General features: G+C 39.1%; 10 protein-coding genes and 1 riboswitch. Of the genes, 5 read left to right on the top strand and 5 right to left on the bottom strand.

The window, feature by feature from the left end; all coding sequences use genetic code 11:
- Positions 1–279: 279 nt before the first annotated feature.
- Positions 280–444, top strand: a riboswitch (SAM riboswitch).
- Between the two features lie 176 nt (positions 445–620).
- Positions 621–1,820 carry a methionine adenosyltransferase gene (gene metK / locus LRP81_RS16075; RefSeq protein WP_230502900.1) on the top strand — a complete coding sequence of 400 codons (1,200 nt, stop codon included), beginning with the start codon at positions 621–623 and terminating at the stop codon, positions 1,818–1,820.
- 147 nt (positions 1,821–1,967) lie between these two features.
- Here metK and abc-f read toward each other — a convergent pair whose 3' ends face one another.
- Together abc-f and LRP81_RS23245 are read right to left on the bottom strand one after the other, a co-directional pair.
- Positions 1,968–3,851: a ribosomal protection-like ABC-F family protein gene (abc-f, locus tag LRP81_RS16080; protein WP_230502902.1), complete on the bottom strand. Its 1,884-nt coding sequence runs from the start codon at positions 3,849–3,851 to the stop codon at positions 1,968–1,970.
- A gap of 229 nt (positions 3,852–4,080) precedes the next feature.
- Positions 4,081–4,212 (bottom strand): RAxF-45 family protein, encoded by a 132-nt coding sequence (locus tag LRP81_RS23245; protein ID WP_263458260.1) that lies wholly within the window; start codon positions 4,210–4,212, stop codon positions 4,081–4,083.
- A gap of 341 nt (positions 4,213–4,553) precedes the next feature.
- Here LRP81_RS23245 and asnB point away from each other — a divergent pair, with 341 nt between their 5' ends.
- Complete coding sequence (gene asnB / locus LRP81_RS16085; protein WP_230502903.1) at positions 4,554–6,461, top strand: asparagine synthase (glutamine-hydrolyzing); 1,908 nt, start codon at positions 4,554–4,556, stop codon at positions 6,459–6,461.
- Positions 6,462–6,475: 14 nt separating this feature from the next.
- On the opposite strand, the gene LRP81_RS16090 is transcribed toward asnB, so the two are convergent.
- Positions 6,476–7,618 (bottom strand): glycosyltransferase family 4 protein, encoded by a 1,143-nt coding sequence (locus LRP81_RS16090; RefSeq protein WP_230502904.1) that lies wholly within the window; start codon positions 7,616–7,618, stop codon positions 6,476–6,478.
- Positions 7,619–7,629: 11 nt separating this feature from the next.
- The gene (locus LRP81_RS16095) at positions 7,630–8,172 is read right to left on the bottom strand and encodes a phosphatase PAP2 family protein (RefSeq protein WP_230502906.1); all 543 of its coding nucleotides are present in this window, start codon (positions 8,170–8,172) and stop codon (positions 7,630–7,632) included.
- Positions 8,173–8,541: 369 nt separating this feature from the next.
- Between LRP81_RS16095 and LRP81_RS16100 the strand changes: the two genes are divergently transcribed.
- The gene (locus tag LRP81_RS16100) at positions 8,542–17,724 is read left to right on the top strand and encodes a carboxypeptidase regulatory-like domain-containing protein (protein WP_230502908.1); all 9,183 of its coding nucleotides are present in this window, start codon (positions 8,542–8,544) and stop codon (positions 17,722–17,724) included.
- 278 nt (positions 17,725–18,002) lie between these two features.
- On the opposite strand, the gene LRP81_RS16105 is transcribed toward LRP81_RS16100, so the two are convergent.
- Positions 18,003–18,521 carry a gamma carbonic anhydrase gene (locus tag LRP81_RS16105; protein WP_230502910.1) on the bottom strand — a complete coding sequence of 173 codons (519 nt, stop codon included), beginning with the start codon at positions 18,519–18,521 and terminating at the stop codon, positions 18,003–18,005.
- A 76-nt stretch (positions 18,522–18,597) separates the two neighbouring features.
- On the opposite strand from LRP81_RS16105, the gene LRP81_RS16110 reads away from it, so the two are divergent.
- Together LRP81_RS16110 and LRP81_RS16115 are read left to right on the top strand one after the other, a co-directional pair.
- The gene (locus LRP81_RS16110; RefSeq protein ID WP_230502912.1) at positions 18,598–19,389 is read left to right on the top strand and encodes an alpha/beta hydrolase; all 792 of its coding nucleotides are present in this window, start codon (positions 18,598–18,600) and stop codon (positions 19,387–19,389) included.
- 2 nt (positions 19,390–19,391) lie between these two features.
- Positions 19,392–20,465, top strand: a complete 1,074-nt coding sequence (locus tag LRP81_RS16115) for a tetraprenyl-beta-curcumene synthase family protein (protein ID WP_230502914.1) — start codon at positions 19,392–19,394, stop codon at positions 20,463–20,465.
- The last annotated feature ends 91 nt before the right edge of the window (positions 20,466–20,556 follow it).

Raw genomic sequence — 20,556 nt, forward strand, 5'->3', positions numbered from 1 at the left:
CGAAAAAAAGGCTTATCCGTGTTAAAAGGCTCTGTTATCGACTTAAAGTAAACGCTTACTTTTTTGGAGGATAAGCTTCCCGGCAATTTAAATAAAAGTAAAGCCTCTGTGGAAGAATTGTCCTTATTATATAGAAAAACATGAAAAAGCAGTATTTGCAAATAGTCGGTACTCATAATGTATGTAAACTTATTACTTCTGTAAATCCTTGTCGAATTATTTTTCTTTTTTATTGACATGAAAGGTTTCTGTACGCTAATATAGAACCTTGAACGGATACTCTTATTCCGAGCTGGTGGAGGGGCAGGCCCTATGAAACCCAGCAACCTGCTCAATTGTTGAGCGAGCGTAATAAAGCACGCCGCCGCTAATAAAAAGACCTGATTAGGTCGTTTGAGAAAAGGTGCTAAACCTGAGCAAGGCATTGACCTTGACCGATAAGAGTGAAAGGCTAATTCTTGAAAACAAACCTTTCCTCAATTTAGTGGGAAGGTTTTTTATATTTTTACACAAGATAACGAAGAACAACACAACAGGAACTGAGATCCGTATCAATAATTAAAAATTGTACATGAAAGGGTCATCTGCTTTTCATATACAAAAAGGAGGAACTTTTTTTAATGACTATCCAACGTCGTTTATTTACTTCTGAGTCAGTAACGGAAGGACATCCGGATAAAATTTGTGACCAAATTTCCGATTCCATTCTTGATGCAATTCTAACTAATGATCCAAATGCTCGTGTAGCATGTGAAACATCTGTTACCACTGGATTAGTTTTAGTAGCCGGTGAAATTACCACTTCTACTTATGTGGACATTCCGAAAATTGTTCGCGAAACGATTCAGGGTATCGGTTATACTCGTGCAAAATACGGATTTGATGCAGAAACTTGTGCGGTATTAACTTCTATTGATGAGCAGTCTGCTGACATCGCAATGGGTGTTGATCAGGCATTGGAAGCTCGTGAGGGTCAAATGACTGATGCGGAAATCGAAGCAATCGGAGCAGGGGACCAAGGTTTAATGTTCGGATTTGCATGTAATGAAACGAAGGAATTAATGCCACTTCCTATATCATTAGCTCACAAGTTATCTCGTCGTTTAACAGAGGTAAGAAAAGAAGAAATCCTTCCGTACTTACGTCCTGACGGTAAAACTCAAGTAACCGTTGAATATGATGAGAACGATAAACCTGTTCGTATTGATACAATCGTTATTTCTACACAACATCATCCAGAAGTTTCTTTAGACCGTATTCAAAGAAACATCAAGGAATATGTCATTAAACCTGTGGTACCTGCTGAATTAATTGATGAAAACACAAAATACTTTATAAACCCGACTGGCCGTTTCGTTATCGGTGGACCACAAGGGGACGCAGGTCTGACTGGCCGTAAAATCATCGTTGACACGTACGGTGGATATGCACGTCACGGTGGTGGAGCATTCTCAGGAAAAGATGCAACAAAAGTTGACCGTTCTGGTGCATACGCTGCTCGCTATGTGGCAAAAAACATCGTGGCAAGTGGTCTTGCAGACAAATGTGAAGTACAACTTGCATACGCAATTGGTGTAGCACAACCAGTATCGATTGCGGTAGATACATTTGGAACTGGGAAAGTTTCAGAACAGAAATTGGTAGAACTTGTACGAAACAATTTCGATCTTCGTCCTGCAGGAATCATTAAGATGTTAGACCTTCGCCGACCTATTTATAAGCAAACTGCTGCATATGGACATTTCGGTCGTAATGATCTTGATCTACCTTGGGAGCAAACAGATAAAGCGGATCTTTTGAAAGATCAAGCAAACGCATAATGAATAAAAGCCGTTCACACTTTGGGTGTGAAACGGCTTTTTTCATATATAAAAGAAAAGTAGAAGATTTTTAAGTTAAGACAGTGACAAGCCTTCGATCCGTCAATTAGGTGAAATCCCACTTTCTCGCTGCCTAAAGAGGGGCTACTATAGTACGTCTTCTAGTTTTTCATATAACCTTTCCCGTTCCACTTCTTTTGTAATTAACTCTGCTTGCATTTTTTGAAGGGAGGTTAAATCATTTTCCATGCTCATTTTTTCTTCTAAGATAAATATTTCGTTTTCTACATTTTCCAATTGATGTTCCAATCTCTCTGAAGATAAAGGCTCCATTTGTGTTTCGTTTTTTTGTTGCGGTAGTGTAGGTTTTGTTGTTACCATTTTGGACTTAGTTATGGATAGAGCCTGTTTTTCCGTTCGTTTCCCCCGTGCATATTGATAGTTTCCCTCGTATGTGACGATTGCATGGTTTTCAAGCCAGCATGTCTTTTCAAAATATTTATTTAGGAAGTATCTATCATGGGAAACTGCGAGAATAGTACCGTTGAAATCTTCAAGTGCTTCTTCTAAAACCTCTCGTGAATCGATGTCAAGGTGATTGGTTGGTTCATCCAAAATTAATAAGTTGATATCCTGATGCATTAATTGTGCTAAACGGAGGCGCATTTTTTCTCCTCCACTTAAGCTGTTTACTTTTTTAAAAACCGCTGGACCGTAAAAGAGAAATTTAGCAAGGACATGTCTTGCCTGTTCCAGGGTTATAGAGATATCCTCCCGGAAAGCATCAATTAATGATTGATTGGGATTCGTTGGTTTAATATGCTGTGATAAATAGCCAATTTTCACATTACTTCCAAGCTTTACAACTCCGCAGTCTGGACTTAATTGTCCAAGTATTATTTTTAATATGGTGGATTTTCCTGTACCATTTTGGCCAACGATTGCGGCTCTCTCCTTATAATAGACGGCAAGGTTCACATCTTGTAATAGCCTCTTTTCGCTAAATGTCATATTCACATCTTCGAGTAAAATGACATCTTTACCACTCCGATCTCTAGAGTCGAAGTGTAATCCCATTGCCTTTCTTTCAAGGATGGGACGCTTCACTTTTTCCATCCGATCCAATGCTTTTTCCATGCTTTTTGCCCTCCGGTGAAGACCTGCATTTGGAGGGTTACTTTGATTGGCCCATTCCTTTAACCGTTTAATGGTTTCGCGCATTTTTTTAATTTTCTTTTGCTGTTCTTGGTAAACAGCGAATTCTAGGAGCAGGCGTTCTTCCTTCTCTTTTATGAAGCCACTATAATTTGTGTGATAAATGTGGACTTCTCCATCCTCCATGTCAAAAATCTTGGTAGCAACTTCATCTAAAAAATACCGGTCATGGGAAATGACAACAACTGTGCCATCATACTCATTTAAATATTGTTCCAGCCATTCTACAGAAAAGATATCCAAATGATTGGTTGGTTCATCGAGTAATAAAAGATCTGGTTGTTGAAGTAAAATAAACCCTAAACATATTTTGGTTTGTTCCCCACCACTTAAGCTAGAAAAATCCTGTGAAAGCAAGGAACTAATTTTTAACCCGTTCGCTATTTTTTGAATAGAGCTTTCTATTTCATAACCGCCAAGAAAAGCAAAACTTTCCTGGATACTTCCATATTCACTCATAATTTTTGCCATGGTTACTTCGTCTTGATGTAGAGACATCAACAATTCAAATTCCCGTAATTTGTGTTGTAATTTAATAACCTCTGAAAATGCAGAGAGAAGTACTTCCTCTGCTGTTGTACCTTTCGGAAACGAAGGTATTTGTGCAAGATACCCAATATTCGTTTCTTTTTTTAGATGAATGGCACCACTATCGTGTGTTTCATTTCCGCTGATTAGCTGAAAAAGGGTGGTCTTCCCGCTTCCGTTGCGACCAACTAAGCCGATTCGATCCTTTTCCTGTATATCAAGTGAAATATTCTCAAATATAAGCGTTCCTGCAAAGCTCTTTGTAATATTATTCAACGTACATAACATATTCGTTTTCTCCTTTATCTCAACCATAATTGTAAGACAGTTCTTGTTATAGTTGTTGCTTTATCTTAGTTCCAAGCACCAAGCTATTAAGAAAGAACCAACAAAAAAAGCCATGAGTAAGAAGGTATCTTCTTTCCCATGACTGTAAAAGGTATAACTGGTAAACATACTCCAGTTAAAATAGAAATATAATCTATTTAAATAAAGTGTGGGGGGTAAAGATAGCTTACTATCTGTAACATGTATTCAGTTTGCTAAAAAAGGACAGACGTATCCCGTTAGCAACTAAATCATGAAAAATTGCACGACAAATATGCAAATATGCCATATATGGTGTGCGTGCATCAACAGATAGTAACATCTTTATCCCTCCTTTCGAACATGTAAGATACGTCCATTATATAGGATGCATAAAAAAAATTGCAAATAATTTTATAATTTAAGACAGTACCACAAACTTTTTTGCTTTATCCAACTTTACAAAAGCTCATAATTAGCGTTATTAAACCACTCACTTCCTGTATTTACTTTTAAGGAAAAGTTAAATTTCCACGTAACTGGCTAATGCATCTTTTTCTTTGATTAATTGGAGCTTCTCTATGATGACTATTAGCCCATGTTTAGAATGCTCTTCTTTACGTCTACACTAGGAGTAATTATTAAAGGGAAATGTGATACTTCGCAAAAAGAAGGGGTGTTTGTGTGTGTGGATTTGTTGGATTCCTAAAAAATAAAAAGGCAGATGTAGACTATTCTATTTCTGAAATGATGGAAACCATTGGTCATAGAGGACCAGATGATTCTGGTATATTCAGCGATGATACCATCGAGCTTGGCTTTCAACGATTAAGTATTATCGATTTAGAGAAAGGACATCAGCCATTAAGTGATAAATCACAAAGATATTGGATTGTATTCAACGGAGAAATTTATAATTATGTGGAAATAAGAAATGAATTAACAAATCAGGGATGTTCCTTCCAGACAAACTCGGATACAGAAGTAATCCTGCAATTATTCATGAGAGAAAAAGATAGATGTGTGGAGAAGTTAGAGGGGATGTTTAGCTTTGTCATTTGGGACAGCACAGAAAAAATATTGTTTGGCGCTCGTGATCATTTCGGGATTAAACCATTTTATTATTTGGAAGATAACAACAAGTTTGCGTTTGGTTCTGAATTGAAAAGCTTGCTGCCATGTTTATTAGAAAATGAATCATTACAAACAGATACTTTCCAGCAATACCTTTCATTTCAATATATACCAGAACCGCATACACCTTATTCTTCTATTAAAAAAATGAAGCCTGGCCATTTCTTTTATAAAAAACCATATGAAGAAGCGGTCTGGACAGAATATTGGCATCCTACCTTTCAACCAGTTATTCAGTCTGAAAAAGGCATAACAGAAGTAATTAAGGAATCATTGCGAGCATCCGTCTATAAACATATGAGAAGTGATGTGCCGGTTGGATGCTTTTTATCTGGTGGGATTGACTCTACTATCATTACAGCACTTGCGAAAGAATGCCATCCTAATATCCAAACATTTTCGGTGGGATTTGATGTTCAAGGATACAGTGAAGTCGATATTGCGGAGAAAACGGCTGAAGAATTTAAGATTGAAAATATACCATATATCATCCAACCAGAAGAATTTACAAGAGAGTTACCGAAAATTGTTTGGCTTCTCGATGATATCGTTGCAGATCCATCTGTCGTCCCTTTGTTTTTCTTAGCACGAGAGGCAAGAAGGCATGTAAAAGTAGCTCTTTCAGGTGAAGGGGCAGATGAGTTGTTTGGAGGCTACAATATTTATCGTGAGCCACAATCTCTAAAGGGTATCACTAGTATGCCACCCATTATAAAAAAATGTCTTCTCTTTCTTGCAAAAGAGATGCCGGATGGAATGAAAGGGAAAAATTTCCTTTTGAGAGGTTGTAGTAACTTGGAAGATCGATTTATCGGAAATGCAAAAATTTTTCCTGAAGAAGAGAAGCCACACTTGTGGAGAGATTACCAGCCTCATATAAATCATCAACAAATTACAAAGGAGTACTACGAAAAAGCATTGGGTTTAGGTGATGTCACTACTATGCAATATGTAGATATCATGACATGGCTTCGTGGGGATATTCTGGTCAAGGCAGATCGCATGTCTATGGCAAATTCATTAGAGGTCAGGGTTCCATTTCTGGATAAACAAGTGTTTAAGATAGCATCAAGCCTTTTATACTCTCACAAAATCTACGGAAAAACGACGAAGGCTAAGCTTAGGGAAGCATTTCGTGAAATCGTTCCTTCACATGTAGTGGATAGAAAAAAACTGGGTTTTCCTGTTCCATTAAGGGTTTGGTTCAAAGAAGAGCTTTATGAATGGGCATTAGGGATACTAGACAATAGTGCCGTTTGTCATCAATACTTCCATAAAGAATATGTGAAAAAAATGCTCGCTGAACATAGGAAAGGAACCAAGGATAACAGCAGAAAAATCTGGACCGTGTTAATCTTTTTAATTTGGCAAGATATATATGAACAAAAACGGAAAGCCATTAATAAAAAGCAGTTTGTGGATACAGTTCGCAATAAGCAAAATGAAAAGGAGGCATAACGCGTGCCTCCTTTTTATGCAAGTACTTGCAAATCTTCTTGAATTAGGGCATGTTGGTAATCTTCCAAGAGTCTGTTGAAAATGGCATCCCAAGATTGCTTGAGTGCGTACTCTCTAGCTGCGATTGCCATTTCCTCGCGTTTTTCCTTATCTAGTAATAGGCTAGTAACGGAAGAAGCGAAAGCATGTGGATTCTTTTCTGGACACAGATAACCAGTAATCCCTTGTTGAACAATAGTTTTTACACCTCCTGCGTTCGCAGCAATAACTGGTGTACCAGACGCAAGAGATTCCAGTACAACATTTCCGAAGGTTTCTGTAGCAGAAGGAAATACAAAGAGGTCAGATGCTGCATACACTTCTGCTAAGCCATTTCCTGATAGAAACCCAGTAAACGTCATATTTTTCGTTGTCAAGTTGGAAAGTTCTTGTTTAAAGGGTCCATCTCCGACCAAAAGCCAGTGCACATTGTTCTTGATAAACTCTGGAAGTGACGCTTGAATTCTTGGAAGCAATGCTACATCTTTTTCAGGTGCTAATCTTCCTACATAAGTAAGAAGGTACTTCTCTTTGATATGGTATTTTTGCTTTAGCTTCTTAGGCGAAAAGTCAGGTTGAAAAACCGCACAGTCAACCCCTCTTGGCCAAATCGAGGTATTTGTAAAACCGTGTTTTCGTAAATGTTCCTGAGTGGCAGTGGATGGAACAAAAATTTTACGCATGGACCGATGAAACCAATGCATGTAACGCCACAGGATTTTGGAGAGAAATTGAAGATCATAGTATTCAAGATATTTGTCAAAGTCTGTGTGGTAGGAGCCTACAACTGGTATGCCAAGCTTTTTTGCAAAGTGGAGCCCACAAAGGCCAATGTTAAAAGGAGTAGCAATATGGATGATATCTGGCTTGAACGCAAGCAATTGTGCCTTAACAGAGATCATATTAGGAAATGCAAGCCGACAGTCCGGGTATAAAAAAAACGGCAAGCTCATAAAGCGATGTATTTGACTGGAGAACAAGTCCTTACCAGGTGTTTCAGGAGCAAAAACTTTATATTCCATATTATTTTTTTCCAGGTGTTTAGTGAACCGTTGTAATGTTCGGGCAACTCCGTTGACGTCTGGGGCAAATGTGTCAGTAAAAATAGCAATTTTCATAGAATCCCTCCTCACAATATGATCTGGAAATGTATGAAAATGAATGTCAATACACCAGTACCGCTACCAAGAATCATTCCTGCAGCAACATCGGATGGATAGTGAAGTCCAAGATATATCCTTGAAATTCCAACTAATAAAGCAAGTGGTATAAGAATGAATGCAAGGACTGGAAAAGAAAGGATAAGTGGAGTAATGACTGAGAAAATAGCTGTTGTATGCCCAGATGGGAAGGAGTGATCTTTTAACGGATTAGAAGTCACTCTTATTTTATCTAGAGCTAGGTAAGGGCGCTTTCTAGGATAAAATTTTTTTGCTAAAGCAACAGGAATATGGCTTAGAGTAAGTGCTATAAGACTAGCAATAGCAGATAATTTAAGAGGATTACTACTAAGCACTAGTAAGATAAGAACAGAGAAAATGGTAAAGGTTGCTCCCCCGAAATGGGTAAGATACTGGAAAAATACATTTACACTCTTTTTATCAAAATGTCTGTTAATTTTTCGAAAAATAGTACATTCAAATTCGTAAAATCCATTTATTATTTTCCCCATATTCAAGACCTCCTTAATGTTCCTACATCCCATTTTACAGTTGTATTATTTAGGAAGTTATAATCCTATGTAAAAAAATTATGTTAGAAGATCACAGAAAATTTACAAACAACATAAACATAATAGAGCCATTAAATACATACATCCCAGCGATTAGCCGAATACCCTCTTACATGGAGTAATATGTGATGACAAATAGATTAAAGGACTATCAGATTTTACTAAGAAAAAAGATAGAAAGATTCGACAAGGATTTATAGGCCTAATTAATCAATTTAGTTAAAATTGTCAAAATAGTGAAAAAATTAACAGGTATTCTCTTATTTTTCGTGTATTTATTACAACGTAATTATATAAGGGGGGGTCTGGATGTACAAAAGAAGACGGTTGAAATCTGTTCTATTTATTTTTATTTTATTGATGGGAAGTTATATTCCTCAATTTGTTTCAGCAATTGAAAATTCTTTTGGTGAGAGTACTAGTCAAGACTTGGAGTTGGAAAAACAACGAGAACAAGAGTATAAAGAGCAATTAACTAAATGGAACGATATAGATGACGAAGGGGATCGAACTACCGATATTTTCTCTGGTCTTGATTGGGAAGTCCCGAATTTAATGGAAGATGATAAGGAATTCAATGAAGAGGAGGAATGGAAAGTTGAATCGGCAGTTAGCGAAAGTGTAAAAAAAGATGGAAAAGCAGACGTAATCATTCGATTGAAAGAGAAACCAGATATAGCGAAAGTATCCATGAGTGCTAGAGAAAAAGTGTCCCATGAAGAACGTGTGAAAATGGTGACAAATAGTCTTCAGAAACATGCAAATGATACACAAAAAGAGTTAGAAGACTTTTTGGAGGCTCTTGAGAAAAAGGGAATGGTGGAAAACATTGAACCTTTGTGGATAATAAATGGTTTCACAATAACCGTGGATGAAACAGGCTTGGAAGAGCTTATGAATCAAGAACTTATTGAGAAAATTACGTTAGACAGCATAATTGAATTACCAGAAATAACAACAGACAGCTCGCAACCAAGGCTTCCAGAATGGGGACTTGAAAAAATCAGGGCAACAAATGTATGGGGAGAGTATGGAATAAGAGGAGAAGGCATTGTCATAGGAATCATGGATACTGGTGTAGATGGTGGACATGAGGCATTAGCACATAACTATCGTGGAAGGGATGGAAATCACCAGTATTCTTGGATAGATGTTTCGGGACAAAACTATGCTACTCCACATGATGGAAATGGTCATGGTACACATGTTGCGGGTACTGCAGTTGGTGGCGGAAGGGGAGAACCCATAGGTGTAGCACCTGAGGCTGAGTGGATCGCAGCCAAAATTTTTACAGATGGAGGATCTGCCACTGTATCAGGCATACATCGTGCATTTGAGTGGTTTATGGCACCAGGTGGAGATCCATCAAAAGCTCCTCACATTGTTAATAACTCCTGGGGAAATGCGAATACCTACAACATGGAATTTTATGAAGATGTACAAGCATGGCTGGCTGCCGGAATCGTTCCTCTCTTTGCTGCAGGGAATGAAGGTCCTGGCGCACAAACGGTTGGATCACCAGGAAGCTTTCCACAATCTTTAACTATCGGTGCAACGGATATTCACGATCAAATCGCATCTTTTTCCAGTCGTGGACCTGTTTTTTGGATTGATGAAGCTGGAAACCAGCAGCGCATATTGAAACCGAACCTCACCGCCCCAGGGCATCAAATTTTTTCAGCATGGCCAGAGGGTGTCAGAGGATATGGAAAGTATCATACAATCAGTGGTACTTCAATGGCAACGCCGCATGTCGCAGGAGCTATTGCCCTCCTGTTGCAGGCAAATCAGGACCTGTCTATTCAGGATATTAAAGACATACTCATAAAAACTGCAAGACATGAGCCCCATATGGGTTCTCTCCCAAATGATTTATATGGAGAAGGAATCGTCAACATCTACAAGGCAGTGACAGAAGTGGCCTTTGCAGGAAAATTAAGAGGGAATGTACAAACAGCTGATCAAAGTGATATACCAATCAAAATTGAGATACCAGCTCAGGAAATCAGTTTGGAGGTTACTGATGGACCTTTTGAATTCTCGGTGAAGGAAGGAAATCACACAGTCTTAGTGAGCGCATTTGGATACCAACCTTTACAAATAGAAGTGGTCATTAAAAAAGGAGAGGCTACTACGGTAGATTGGAGTCTCGTTCCTGCCATCCGGTATGAAGTAATTGGGAGAGTAATAGACAAAGAGACTCAGGATGCAATTCCGTATGCATATATCAGCTTAAAAGGAACACCACTTAACGTCAGAACAGACAAGTTTGGTAATTTCCAAATGACCAACATTCCAGAAGGAACTTATGAATTACTTGTCTCCGGGGAAGGGATAAAAGGTGCCGGTAGACAAATAGAAATAACGGGAAATCAAGAATTGACATTGGAAGTGGAAAAGAAGGAAGGTACTTATTCTTCACATTGGATGACAGCTAATAGTAGCTATCATAGAAATGCGGTATCATCTAATGCTATTGATATTAATGAGTTGAATCCTCAGTGGGAATATGAGAATGGGTCAAAAGGACAAATCCTTTTCTCAAGTCCTACGGCAACAGAGGAATTTGTCGTTTTCACCACAGACAGGGGATGGGTGACGACATTGGATGCCATTACTGGTGAAGAAAGGTGGAGTGTTAGACTTGGTGCAACGAACCGTTCTACTCCAACGATTTCCGACAATACTATCTTTCTATCAGGAGGGCAGGACGGTACTATCTATGCCTTAAATCTGGAAAATGGAAACATAAGATGGAGCAGATCTGTCGGGCAGCCTGCTGTTTATGAATCTCCATTATATAAAGACGGTACACTTATCGTCAGTTCAGGACTAACGAATAATGCTAGTGTCCATGCATTGAATGCGACAGATGGAAAGGTATTATGGTCTAAACAGTTAGGAGGCTCTTCCTATTTCGGAGGTGCAATAGGAGGAGACAACGTATATGTTGGTTCCTATGAAAACCGTACTTTCAGAGCATTGAAACTCTCTGATGGAGAAGAAATTTGGAGCAGGCAGCTTGAACAAGAAGGGTTTGCTTCGAGACCTGTGTATCAGGAAGGAACTGTTTATGTTCAAAGTACGAATTTTAGCAGCGGTAGCGGCTCTCTTCTCGCAATTGACGGAGGGACAGGTGAAATATCGTGGCAGATTGCAGGAGTTGGCGATTCACAAGGGGGATCTCCTATTGTATATGAAAATATTGTCATTACTGGTTCATATGCCCATCCCTTACTAAAGGCGTTTGATAAACGTACCGGAGAAGAAGTATGGAGCAACCGTACAGTCGGATCCGCGCTCCACAATGGGGCAGTAAGTGCAAACGGTATCTTGTTTTTCTCTGGTGCGAGTGGAATCATGCAAGCGATTGACATATTTTCTGGTACAGTGCTACAAGACTTTACAATGCCAGACTATAGTACATCGGGCAGTCTCGTACTTCCTGGTAATGTCATTGTCCCTCATCGCAATGGTCTTGTTAGTTTCCAGTCACCTGGAACAGTAGAAGGGAACATTTTAGATGAAAACGGGGAGCCAGTAGAAGCGACTATATCCACATTAGAAACAGACAGAGTTGGGGAAATGATTTCTGATAGTCGCTATCGCTTCCAACATCAGCCAGGGGATTACACCTTAAAAGTATCCTCCTATGGTAAGAAACAAGTGTTAGAGCACGTTACGTTTGTTTCTGGTTATAAAGAGGAGAGGAATTTTACGTTAGAGGAGGCAGAAATAGGTGGATTAACTATTTCCGTTAAAGATAAAAGAACTTCTCAAAGCCTATCAGATGTAGAGGTTACAATTAAAGATACCCCTTTAAAGGATAATACAGACAATGATGGCCGGGTAGCGTTTGATGAAGTATTTGAAGGAAGTTATGAAGTTGTGTTTACGTTAAATGGCTATAAAGAGTGGTCTGAAATGATAACAATCGAGCCTAAAGCAATTTTCGCACTTGAAGTGAATCTGATGCCAATCGATATCGCCGTATTGAATGATTGGGAAGGAGAAATTACAGCCCTGTTGAATGCTAATGGATTTTTGGCAGAGGAAAGAGATTGGGGCATTGTCAATGATATATCCCGCTATAAAATAGTGTATTTGAATGGCGCATATGGCTCAGGTGGCTGGAAACCAAATGAGGCACTGTTTCTTGAATTGGTAGCAAATGCGAAAGAACATAATGTTCATCTAGTATTTACCGATTCATGGGGGTCAAACTATGGTTCTATTCATCATCTGAATGATTTCCAACAAGACCCAAAAGAGATGGCTCATTTTAATGGATCAGGACAGGTTCGGTTACAGGTAGATGAAGAACATCCTATTCTTAATGGGTTTACAAAAGGGGATAGAGTTACCTTATTTACTAGAACAGGAGATTTTGCATGGTTCAATCAATACTCAGGTCGCCATCTTGCCAGTATTGGAAGCACTACCCAAGGGATGAGAGGGACAGGAATTTCCTATAAGGCGGTATCCGAAAATAGTGCGCACTTACTGCTGGCAAATCACGGGGGATCACCGTGGATTTCTCCGCTGCAAGGATGGCTTCCAGAAATGCAAACCATCCTCTTTAATGGCTTAGACTTCCTAATGGAAACCGATTTTGGAAAAATGATAGGAACTGTAGTAGACCTTGATGGTAATCCTGTTCAAGCAGAAATCGGGATTGTCGAAACAAATGTCACTAGCAAAACTAAGGGTGAACGGGCAGAGTTTGAATTATTCCATGATGAAGGGGAGTACACCATTGAAATTAGAGCAAATGGTTTTGCCACGCAAACCGAGAGGGTCGTAATCGAGCATGGTTCTCCTATAAATTTAGAAATTGTTCTTGCATCTGCAAACGGGGATAAAATATCGGGAATTGTCACGGATGGAAGCAGCAAACAGCCAATTGCAGAAGCGACTGTACAAATGATCAAAGATAATGAAATCGTGATGGAAAAAGTAACTTCTGCAAATGGACGATTTGAATTTACTGAGATGGAGTATGGAAGCTATACCATGCAGATAGAAAAATCCGGATACATTTTGGTGAAACAAAGAATTGAAGTAGGTAGAGTGCAAGATGAAGTCATGATCGAACTGTATTCTACTCCTCAGGTTGCAGTGCTAAAAGATTACTCTGTCAGTGGACGAAATTTTCAATCTTTGATGGGAGATGCGGGAATTCCTGTGACATCCCTTACTTTTGCAAATGTAGTGGACCAAGTAAAGGACTATGATGTGCTATTCATCAATGAAGCAACTAGTACTGAGTTGCCTTTACCTTTATTTAATAAGTTGATGGAACAAGCGGATTTAGCAGGAACGAGTGTGATTTTCGGTGAAAACTATTCAAGTAATTCTGGCTTAGCAAGGTTAGTGGCATTACGCCAAGATCCAGATGCAAGGAGAACCATTCTTAATACTACCAGAGCCGCAGGATATGTTGTCGATGAGCAGCATCCCTTATTTAGAGGAGAGAAAGTTGGAGAGTTCTTAGAGATGACCTTGCCAACAGGTGGGAGAGTAGCTACTTTTGAAGGGTACTCTGGCTATTCACTCGCATCCTTAAGGCACGAGGGGGATGATGTGATACATGGTCCAGGTGTTGCCTATAAACCAAGAACTGCAAATAGTGTTGAATTGTTATTAGGAGGACATGGCTTTGGTACATTCCGTAATAAAGACCATTATACGGAGCAAGGGAAAGATTTCTTAGTAGATGCTATCGTCTGGGCAGCTAATGTAGAATACCAATCAATTAGCGGAACGATAACGGATGGAGAAGGAGTACCTCTTTCAGCAACCATTTCCGTAGAAGGGGAAGCATTTGATACTATATCCGATCCAGAAACAGGAGCATTCAGTATTGCGATGCTTGATGGAGAATATGAAATTACAGTCGAATCTTTCGGCTATACAACAGTAACAAGATCTGTCCAAGTAAATTCCAGCTCAGAGCCTATAGAACTTGTGATGCAAGTTGAAGAGTCTGTTGGTGAAATTGTCGGGATAGTGGAAGATGAAGAAAGTGGGAATGCGATAGATGGAGTTAAAGTAGAAGTGCTAAATGCCCCAAGAGTAGCATATACCAACACACAAGGCTCCTTCCAATTAAGTAGGTTAATGCCAGGTAACTATGATCTTGTTTTTACAAAAGAAGGATATGTGGAAAAAGTAGAGAATGTCGTGGTTGAACAAAGTGGAAGATTGGAAAAAAATGTGAAATTAAAACCATCCCCTACCATAGGGGTCATTGTCGATTCAACTGCCTCAGGTACCATTCCCTTAAAACAATATCTCGAAGGAAAAGGCTATCATGTAACCGAGTTGAATTTTACAAACACCGAACTTTTGGAAGATGTGGATTTGGTGATTGCAAATTCAGATTATGACAATAGCAAAATACCAACAATGGCAGAATTTAATTATTTCGTGGAGGCACTTGATAGAACAAAGACTTCCATCATTTGGACAGGACAGCATGGTGGTAGGGGGTCATTGAGATATATGAATGACTATCACAAAAACCCTGGGGTGGTGATTGGTGGTTCAATGGCTGGTGTTCAAGGATTAGTATATGAGGACCATCCAATTGTGGATGGAGTGCCAATAAATGAGGCTTTCCCAGTTACAAGCGGTTCCAATTACTACTATGCATTTGATGAATATGACGGACAAACCATTGCACAAATATCGACATCCTCAGGGGAAAGAATCGGTGAGATGATAGGTTACAAAGGAAGAACTAATCAATCTTTGGAAGTGTTATTGGCAAACTTTACATTTGGGCATCCCTTTCATCCAGGTGCACCTCAATTTTTTGACTCAAACAGAGAACGTATTTTGCAAAATACGATTACTTGGATACTAGATAACGAAGAATCGTTAGTTGGTGAAATGGAAGGGACAGTAGTCAACGATAAAGATATGAAAGTCCAAGCGACTGTCACGGTATTGGAAACAGGGAAAGTGATAACCACTGATCAGCAGGGTCAATTTTACCTTGGTTTGCCATCCGGGAACTACACAATAAAAGTAGAAGCATTTGGTCATCATCCACGGGAGTTCTCGATAGAAATAGAAAATGGTGATACGAAGGAATTAAGCTTTGAGATTCAGACGGCTTATTCAGGGGTTGTAAATTCTACTGTTAAAGATAGCCAAACTGGGATGGCTATCGAAGATGCTACAGTTACCATTTTGGAAACACCATTAAGTGGAAGAACGGACTCAGAAGGTAGATTCGAAGCGGTGCTGCCAGTCGGTACCTACACTGTAAGAGTGACAGCGCCAGGGTATGCACCTATGATTCAGAACAATGTTGTGATACAGGAGAAAGAAGTTACAGAAATAGAATTTTTTTTAGCGGGATCAGAAAAAATTGCTGTAATAGGTACAGCGGTTAATGGTGGTCGAATTATGGATCTATTGGAGCAAAGAGGGTATGATTCAGCATTTCATATGAATAATAATTTGGACGCTTTACGAGAAACGATTGCTGAGTATGCGCTAATTATCTTTAATGATCGTCATTCCAGTATGACAAACGAACAATTCCAGTCTTTTGTTGAGTTAGCAGATAACAATCAAGTCAGTATTATTTTCGCCTCACAATTCAGCGGTGGTACAATTCGGGATCTATCAAGTGTATATAACGATCCAACCTCCGTAAGTCAAAGTTATGAAAGTGCACAAATACAGGTGAAGGTGGAACAGGATCATCCGATATTTAATGGCTTCACATCCGACACAATCACTATTTTACGAAATGGGACAAGTAATCAGCAGTATTCTGTCTATCAGGGGTATAGCGGAACGACAATAGGATCTTTGACACATCCCGAAAAAGGTAATTTAGGTGATGGCATTGGATATGATTATCGGACAGCAAATTCTGTACATGTATTATTGTCAGGACTTCATGCAGGTACTTATGGGCACCCAGCATCAAGGTGGACGGAGGAAGCAAAAGAGCTGTATTTCAATGCAATTGATTTTGCAATTTCTTCAAGTCAAGGTGAAGTAACTGGCACAGTTCGTTCAGAAGATGGGGAGGCAATCGAAAATGCAAAGGTTAGAATTGATAGTTTAGGAATAGAAACCATTACAAATACATCTGGGCAATATAAAATGGGCGTTGGTAATGGTACCTATGAAATAAAGGTGAGTGCAAGAGGTTATCTTGACCAAGTGCAGACGATTGAAATCAATGAGCTTGGCGAAGAAGTAGTGGCAGACTTTGTCCTTGAAAAGATAGAAGGGGCCATTATTCGTGCTACCATTACAAATACAAGTGATCAGGCCATTTCTGGTGCTAATGTAAAGTTAAAAGCATTGGACTCTTCGGGGATAATGGAAGAAATAACGACTAGTGAAAATGGAATTGCTACCTTTGACGACCTGCAAGACGGGGAGTATGAAATAACTGTTACGACGAATGGATATTTGGAGATGACCGAAACAGTTATCATCGCAGGAAGTGATGTAGAACTTGTCATGCTCATGCAACGTATCGAGGTAGCAGTTATTGGTGATTGGAACGAAACACTAACCGATTTCCTGAACGAGGAAGGGCTTTATTCAGAGGCAAAAGATTGGAATGTGATAGATGATATCAATAATTATCAATTAGTAGTTGTGAATACAAAGGCAGGGACAGATGAACAAATGGAGAATCTGTTGATAAAGGCGGATGAAATGGAAGTAAGCCTTGTGTTTACCGGTACATGGGGAGATGGCTCGATTCCATTATATGCAAAACAAACAGGCTATCCATTATTAGATCAACAAGGGTATAACGAAAGTTCTATTAAGGTGAAAGTAGAGAAAGACCATCCAATATTTGAAGGTATTGTAGCAGATGATGAAGGGTTTATTGTCATTCATGGTGAGAAAAGTCCATATTCCACGTTTCTGGGATATCCAGGTGACATTATTGGAAATCTGTATGTAAATGAGGAAGACAAGGGTGCAAGTATAGCCTATGAATTTAAAGGGCAGCATCACATGCACTTACTGTTATCGAGCTTTGCTGTAAATAATATGATTGGTCCAAAAAGAGGATGGACAGAAGAAGGAAAACAAGTCTATGTTCAAGCACTGCGATTTGCAATGGATGCGGAAAGGGAAGAAGAACCAGAACCAGTTGAACCTCCAAGTTCACCTGAATGGGGCGAAAAAAGAATACAAACAAACGATAAGCCTGTTACTATCAAAGGCCAGGCAGAACCGTTTTCTATCGTCCATATTTACCTAGAGAAAGGCAGAGAAAAAACAAGGATAGATTCAGTAGAAGCACGAGAAAATGGTACTTTCCAAGCAATCTTGGATCTTAAAAACGGAAATAATTTTCTACTAGCCCAAGCTGAGAATGAAGGTGGGGTTTCTGATTGGAGTGAAACACTTCAAGTCATCATTACAGGAAAACCATCAAAAAACGATAGTGAATCCGAGCAACAGAGAAATAGGATAGAAGAAAAGGAAGAAGTAGAATAGGATTTATCATCATCAAAAAAGGACTTTCCAATAAGCCCTAAATGGAAGCAGGACAGGAAAAACCGATCCGTTTTTCTATCCTGCTCTTTTAAAAGTATTAGAAAGTATAAACTTGGAAGTGTCTAGCTTCATGTGCCAGCGACCATCAAACTTCCCTAGCCTCTTTACAATAAGGAAACATCGATGCTTGTGTTCTTGTTTTTCGGTAATACATTAATGGAGACACGCATCACTACTATTTGATTTACATATATAATCAATATAGTAGAGTGTGGCGATTATTTTTGAATGGATTTGTAAAATTGTCCTTTTTCTACATATTCCCTGCGAATTCGAGCCATATCCAGTTTATCTTCTTCAGTTAATTCTCGTACAACTTTTGCAGGACGACCAAATGCAAGAGAGTTTGGGGGGATCTTCTTTCCCGGTGGTACAAGACTTCCTGCACCAATAAATGCACCTTCACCAATTTCAGCTCCATCTAATACAATGGAACCCATACCAATTAAGGCGTTTTTTCGAACAATTGCACTATGTAGTGTACATTGGTGGCCCACTGTGACATCATCTTCTATAATCATTGGATTATTCGGACTTTGATGTATGAGGGATTGGTCTTGTATATTTACCCTGTTTCCAATGATAGTAGGTGCTACATCGCCACGGATGACAGTGTGAAACCATATACTACTTTCTTTTCCGATGGTGACATCTCCTGTGATGACTGCAAAGTCTGCAATGTACGCAGTCTCATCAATTTGAGGTGATGCATCTAAATAAGGGTATAATTTATACATAAGTTCCTCCAGCTTGTAAGAGATGATTGATTTATTTTATTATAACAGAAAGAAGTTTTTTGAAGGAGTGTTTGGAATGTGGAAATGGGAGGCGGAAAATCCGAAAGGAACCATCGTAATAGTCCATGGCGCCCAGGAACATCACGGGAGGTACACATGGTTGATGGACCAATGGAAGTCCAATGGGTTTAATGTCATCATGGGAGATTTGCCTGGACAAGGGCTTTCCACACGAAGAAGAGGCCATATCGATAATTTCGATGAATATATTGAAGAAGTGGAAAAGTGGATTAAAGAAGCATATTTGCTAAAACCACCTGTTTTTGTTATTGGTCATAGCATGGGGGGATTGGCTGTTATCCGTACTCTACAAGAAAAAAGCCCATTATTGGTAGATGGGGTCATTCTATCTTCCCCATGTATGAAACTTCTTCACCAGCCTAAAAAAGGTATGGATGTCCTTTCTAAAGGTCTTAATTTTATTTTGCCAAAAGCAAAATTCAACACTGGATTAACAGTGGATATGGCAACAAGGAATGAGGAAGTAAGGAAATCAGCTTCAGGTGATGAGCTATACATTACAAAGGTATCTGTAAGATGGTATAGGGAAGTGGTCCAGTCCATGAACATCGCATTCACGGGCATAGAAAAATTTCCAGAGGTTCCAGTTTTAATGATGCAAGCTGGAGATGACCTGATTGTGGATAAGTTTGCTTCCGAGACTTGGTTCAATTCTCTCTCTGTAAAAGAAAAAAGCTATAAAGAATGGGAAGGCTTGTATCATGAAATTTTCAATGAGCCAGAGCGAGATCGTGTTTTCCGCTTTGCGAAAGCATTTGTGGATTTACAAATAGGAGGAAGTGATTAATTTTGAAAGTACCCACCCATCCTTTTTCGTTAATGAAAAGAGTATATCGAGATGTATTTCCAGTTGTTTATGATGAATTGGAATATTGGAAGAAGCGAGCAAACGAAATTCCAGATAAAGAACTTCGCAAACAAGCTCTTGCAAGCATTGAGTCTAAATCCTTTCATTGTGAAGGTGGTGGGATTCTTTCTCTGCTTGCGGGTGCAAGCTACAAAGAGGCACTAAAATTCATTGTTGCATATCAAACTATTAGCGACTATCTTGATAATTTGTGTGACCGCAGTACTTCTTTAGATCCTGCCGATTTTTCAGCATTGCATGAGTCCATGACAGATGCACTTACTGTTGGAAATCCGATAATGAATTATTATCGCGAACGGACAGAACAAAATGATGGGGGATACTTGGGAGAGCTTGTCCAAACATGTCAGCAAGTACTTTCTGAAATTCACCATTATGAATTAATTGCTCCGGAACTGAAAAAACTGGCAAGGTATTATTGCGATTTACAAGTTCATAAACACGTTGTTGAGGAAGAGCGTGTGCCGCGCCTTAAGGAATGGTTCTCTTTATATAAGGAAGAACTTCCCGAAATGGAATGGTACGAGTTTTCTGCATGTTCTGGATCTACCCTCGGTATTTTTTGCCTCGTGTCCCAAAGCTACAGAGACTCTTTTACAAGGGAACATGCGAAAAAAATAGTTAGTAGCTATTTTCCATATATACAGGGTCTCCACATCTTGCTAGACTACTTTATCGACCAAGAGGAAGATTTGGCTGGTGGAGACTTGAACTTTTGTACATATTATGTAAATGAAAATATGCTCATACAAAGACTGAAACACTTTATGGTACAGGCGGATGCCTATACAGCAGATCTGCCTTATGAAAAATTTCACCGACTGATAAATAGAGGACTGCTTGGTGTCTACCTTTCTGACCGTAAAGTACAAAAATGCAAAGATACCTCCTCAATCGCTAAAAGCATTATAAAAGCAAGTGGCGGAACTGCCTACTTCTTTTATGTGAATGGCAAAGCATACCGGAAGTTTCAAGATTGGAGAAGGGCTATATAGTCATTTGACTGGGTGGGGTACGTTAAGATGATTTATCTGGGAAATCGTTTATAGGCTATCAAATAAAGGGAGTACAGATCACTTACGAATT

The sequence above is a fragment of the Sutcliffiella rhizosphaerae genome (assembly GCF_917563925.1).
Taxonomy (GTDB): domain Bacteria; phylum Bacillota; class Bacilli; order Bacillales; family Bacillaceae_I; genus Sutcliffiella_A; species Sutcliffiella_A rhizosphaerae.

Coding starts and splice junctions, on each gene's coding strand:
- LRP81_RS16090 (WP_230502904.1), bottom strand. CDS start 7,618: ATGAAAATTGCTATTTTTACTGACACATTTGCCCCAGACGTCAACGGA.
- LRP81_RS16095 (WP_230502906.1), bottom strand. CDS start 8,172: ATGGGGAAAATAATAAATGGATTTTACGAATTTGAATGTACTATTTTT.
- LRP81_RS23245 (WP_263458260.1), bottom strand. CDS start 4,212: ATGTTACTATCTGTTGATGCACGCACACCATATATGGCATATTTGCAT.
- LRP81_RS16105 (WP_230502910.1), bottom strand. CDS start 18,521: ATGTATAAATTATACCCTTATTTAGATGCATCACCTCAAATTGATGAG.
- metK (WP_230502900.1), top strand. CDS start 621: ATGACTATCCAACGTCGTTTATTTACTTCTGAGTCAGTAACGGAAGGA.
- LRP81_RS16110 (WP_230502912.1), top strand. CDS start 18,598: ATGTGGAAATGGGAGGCGGAAAATCCGAAAGGAACCATCGTAATAGTC.
- abc-f (WP_230502902.1), bottom strand. CDS start 3,851: ATGTTATGTACGTTGAATAATATTACAAAGAGCTTTGCAGGAACGCTT.
- LRP81_RS16100 (WP_230502908.1), top strand. CDS start 8,542: ATGTACAAAAGAAGACGGTTGAAATCTGTTCTATTTATTTTTATTTTA.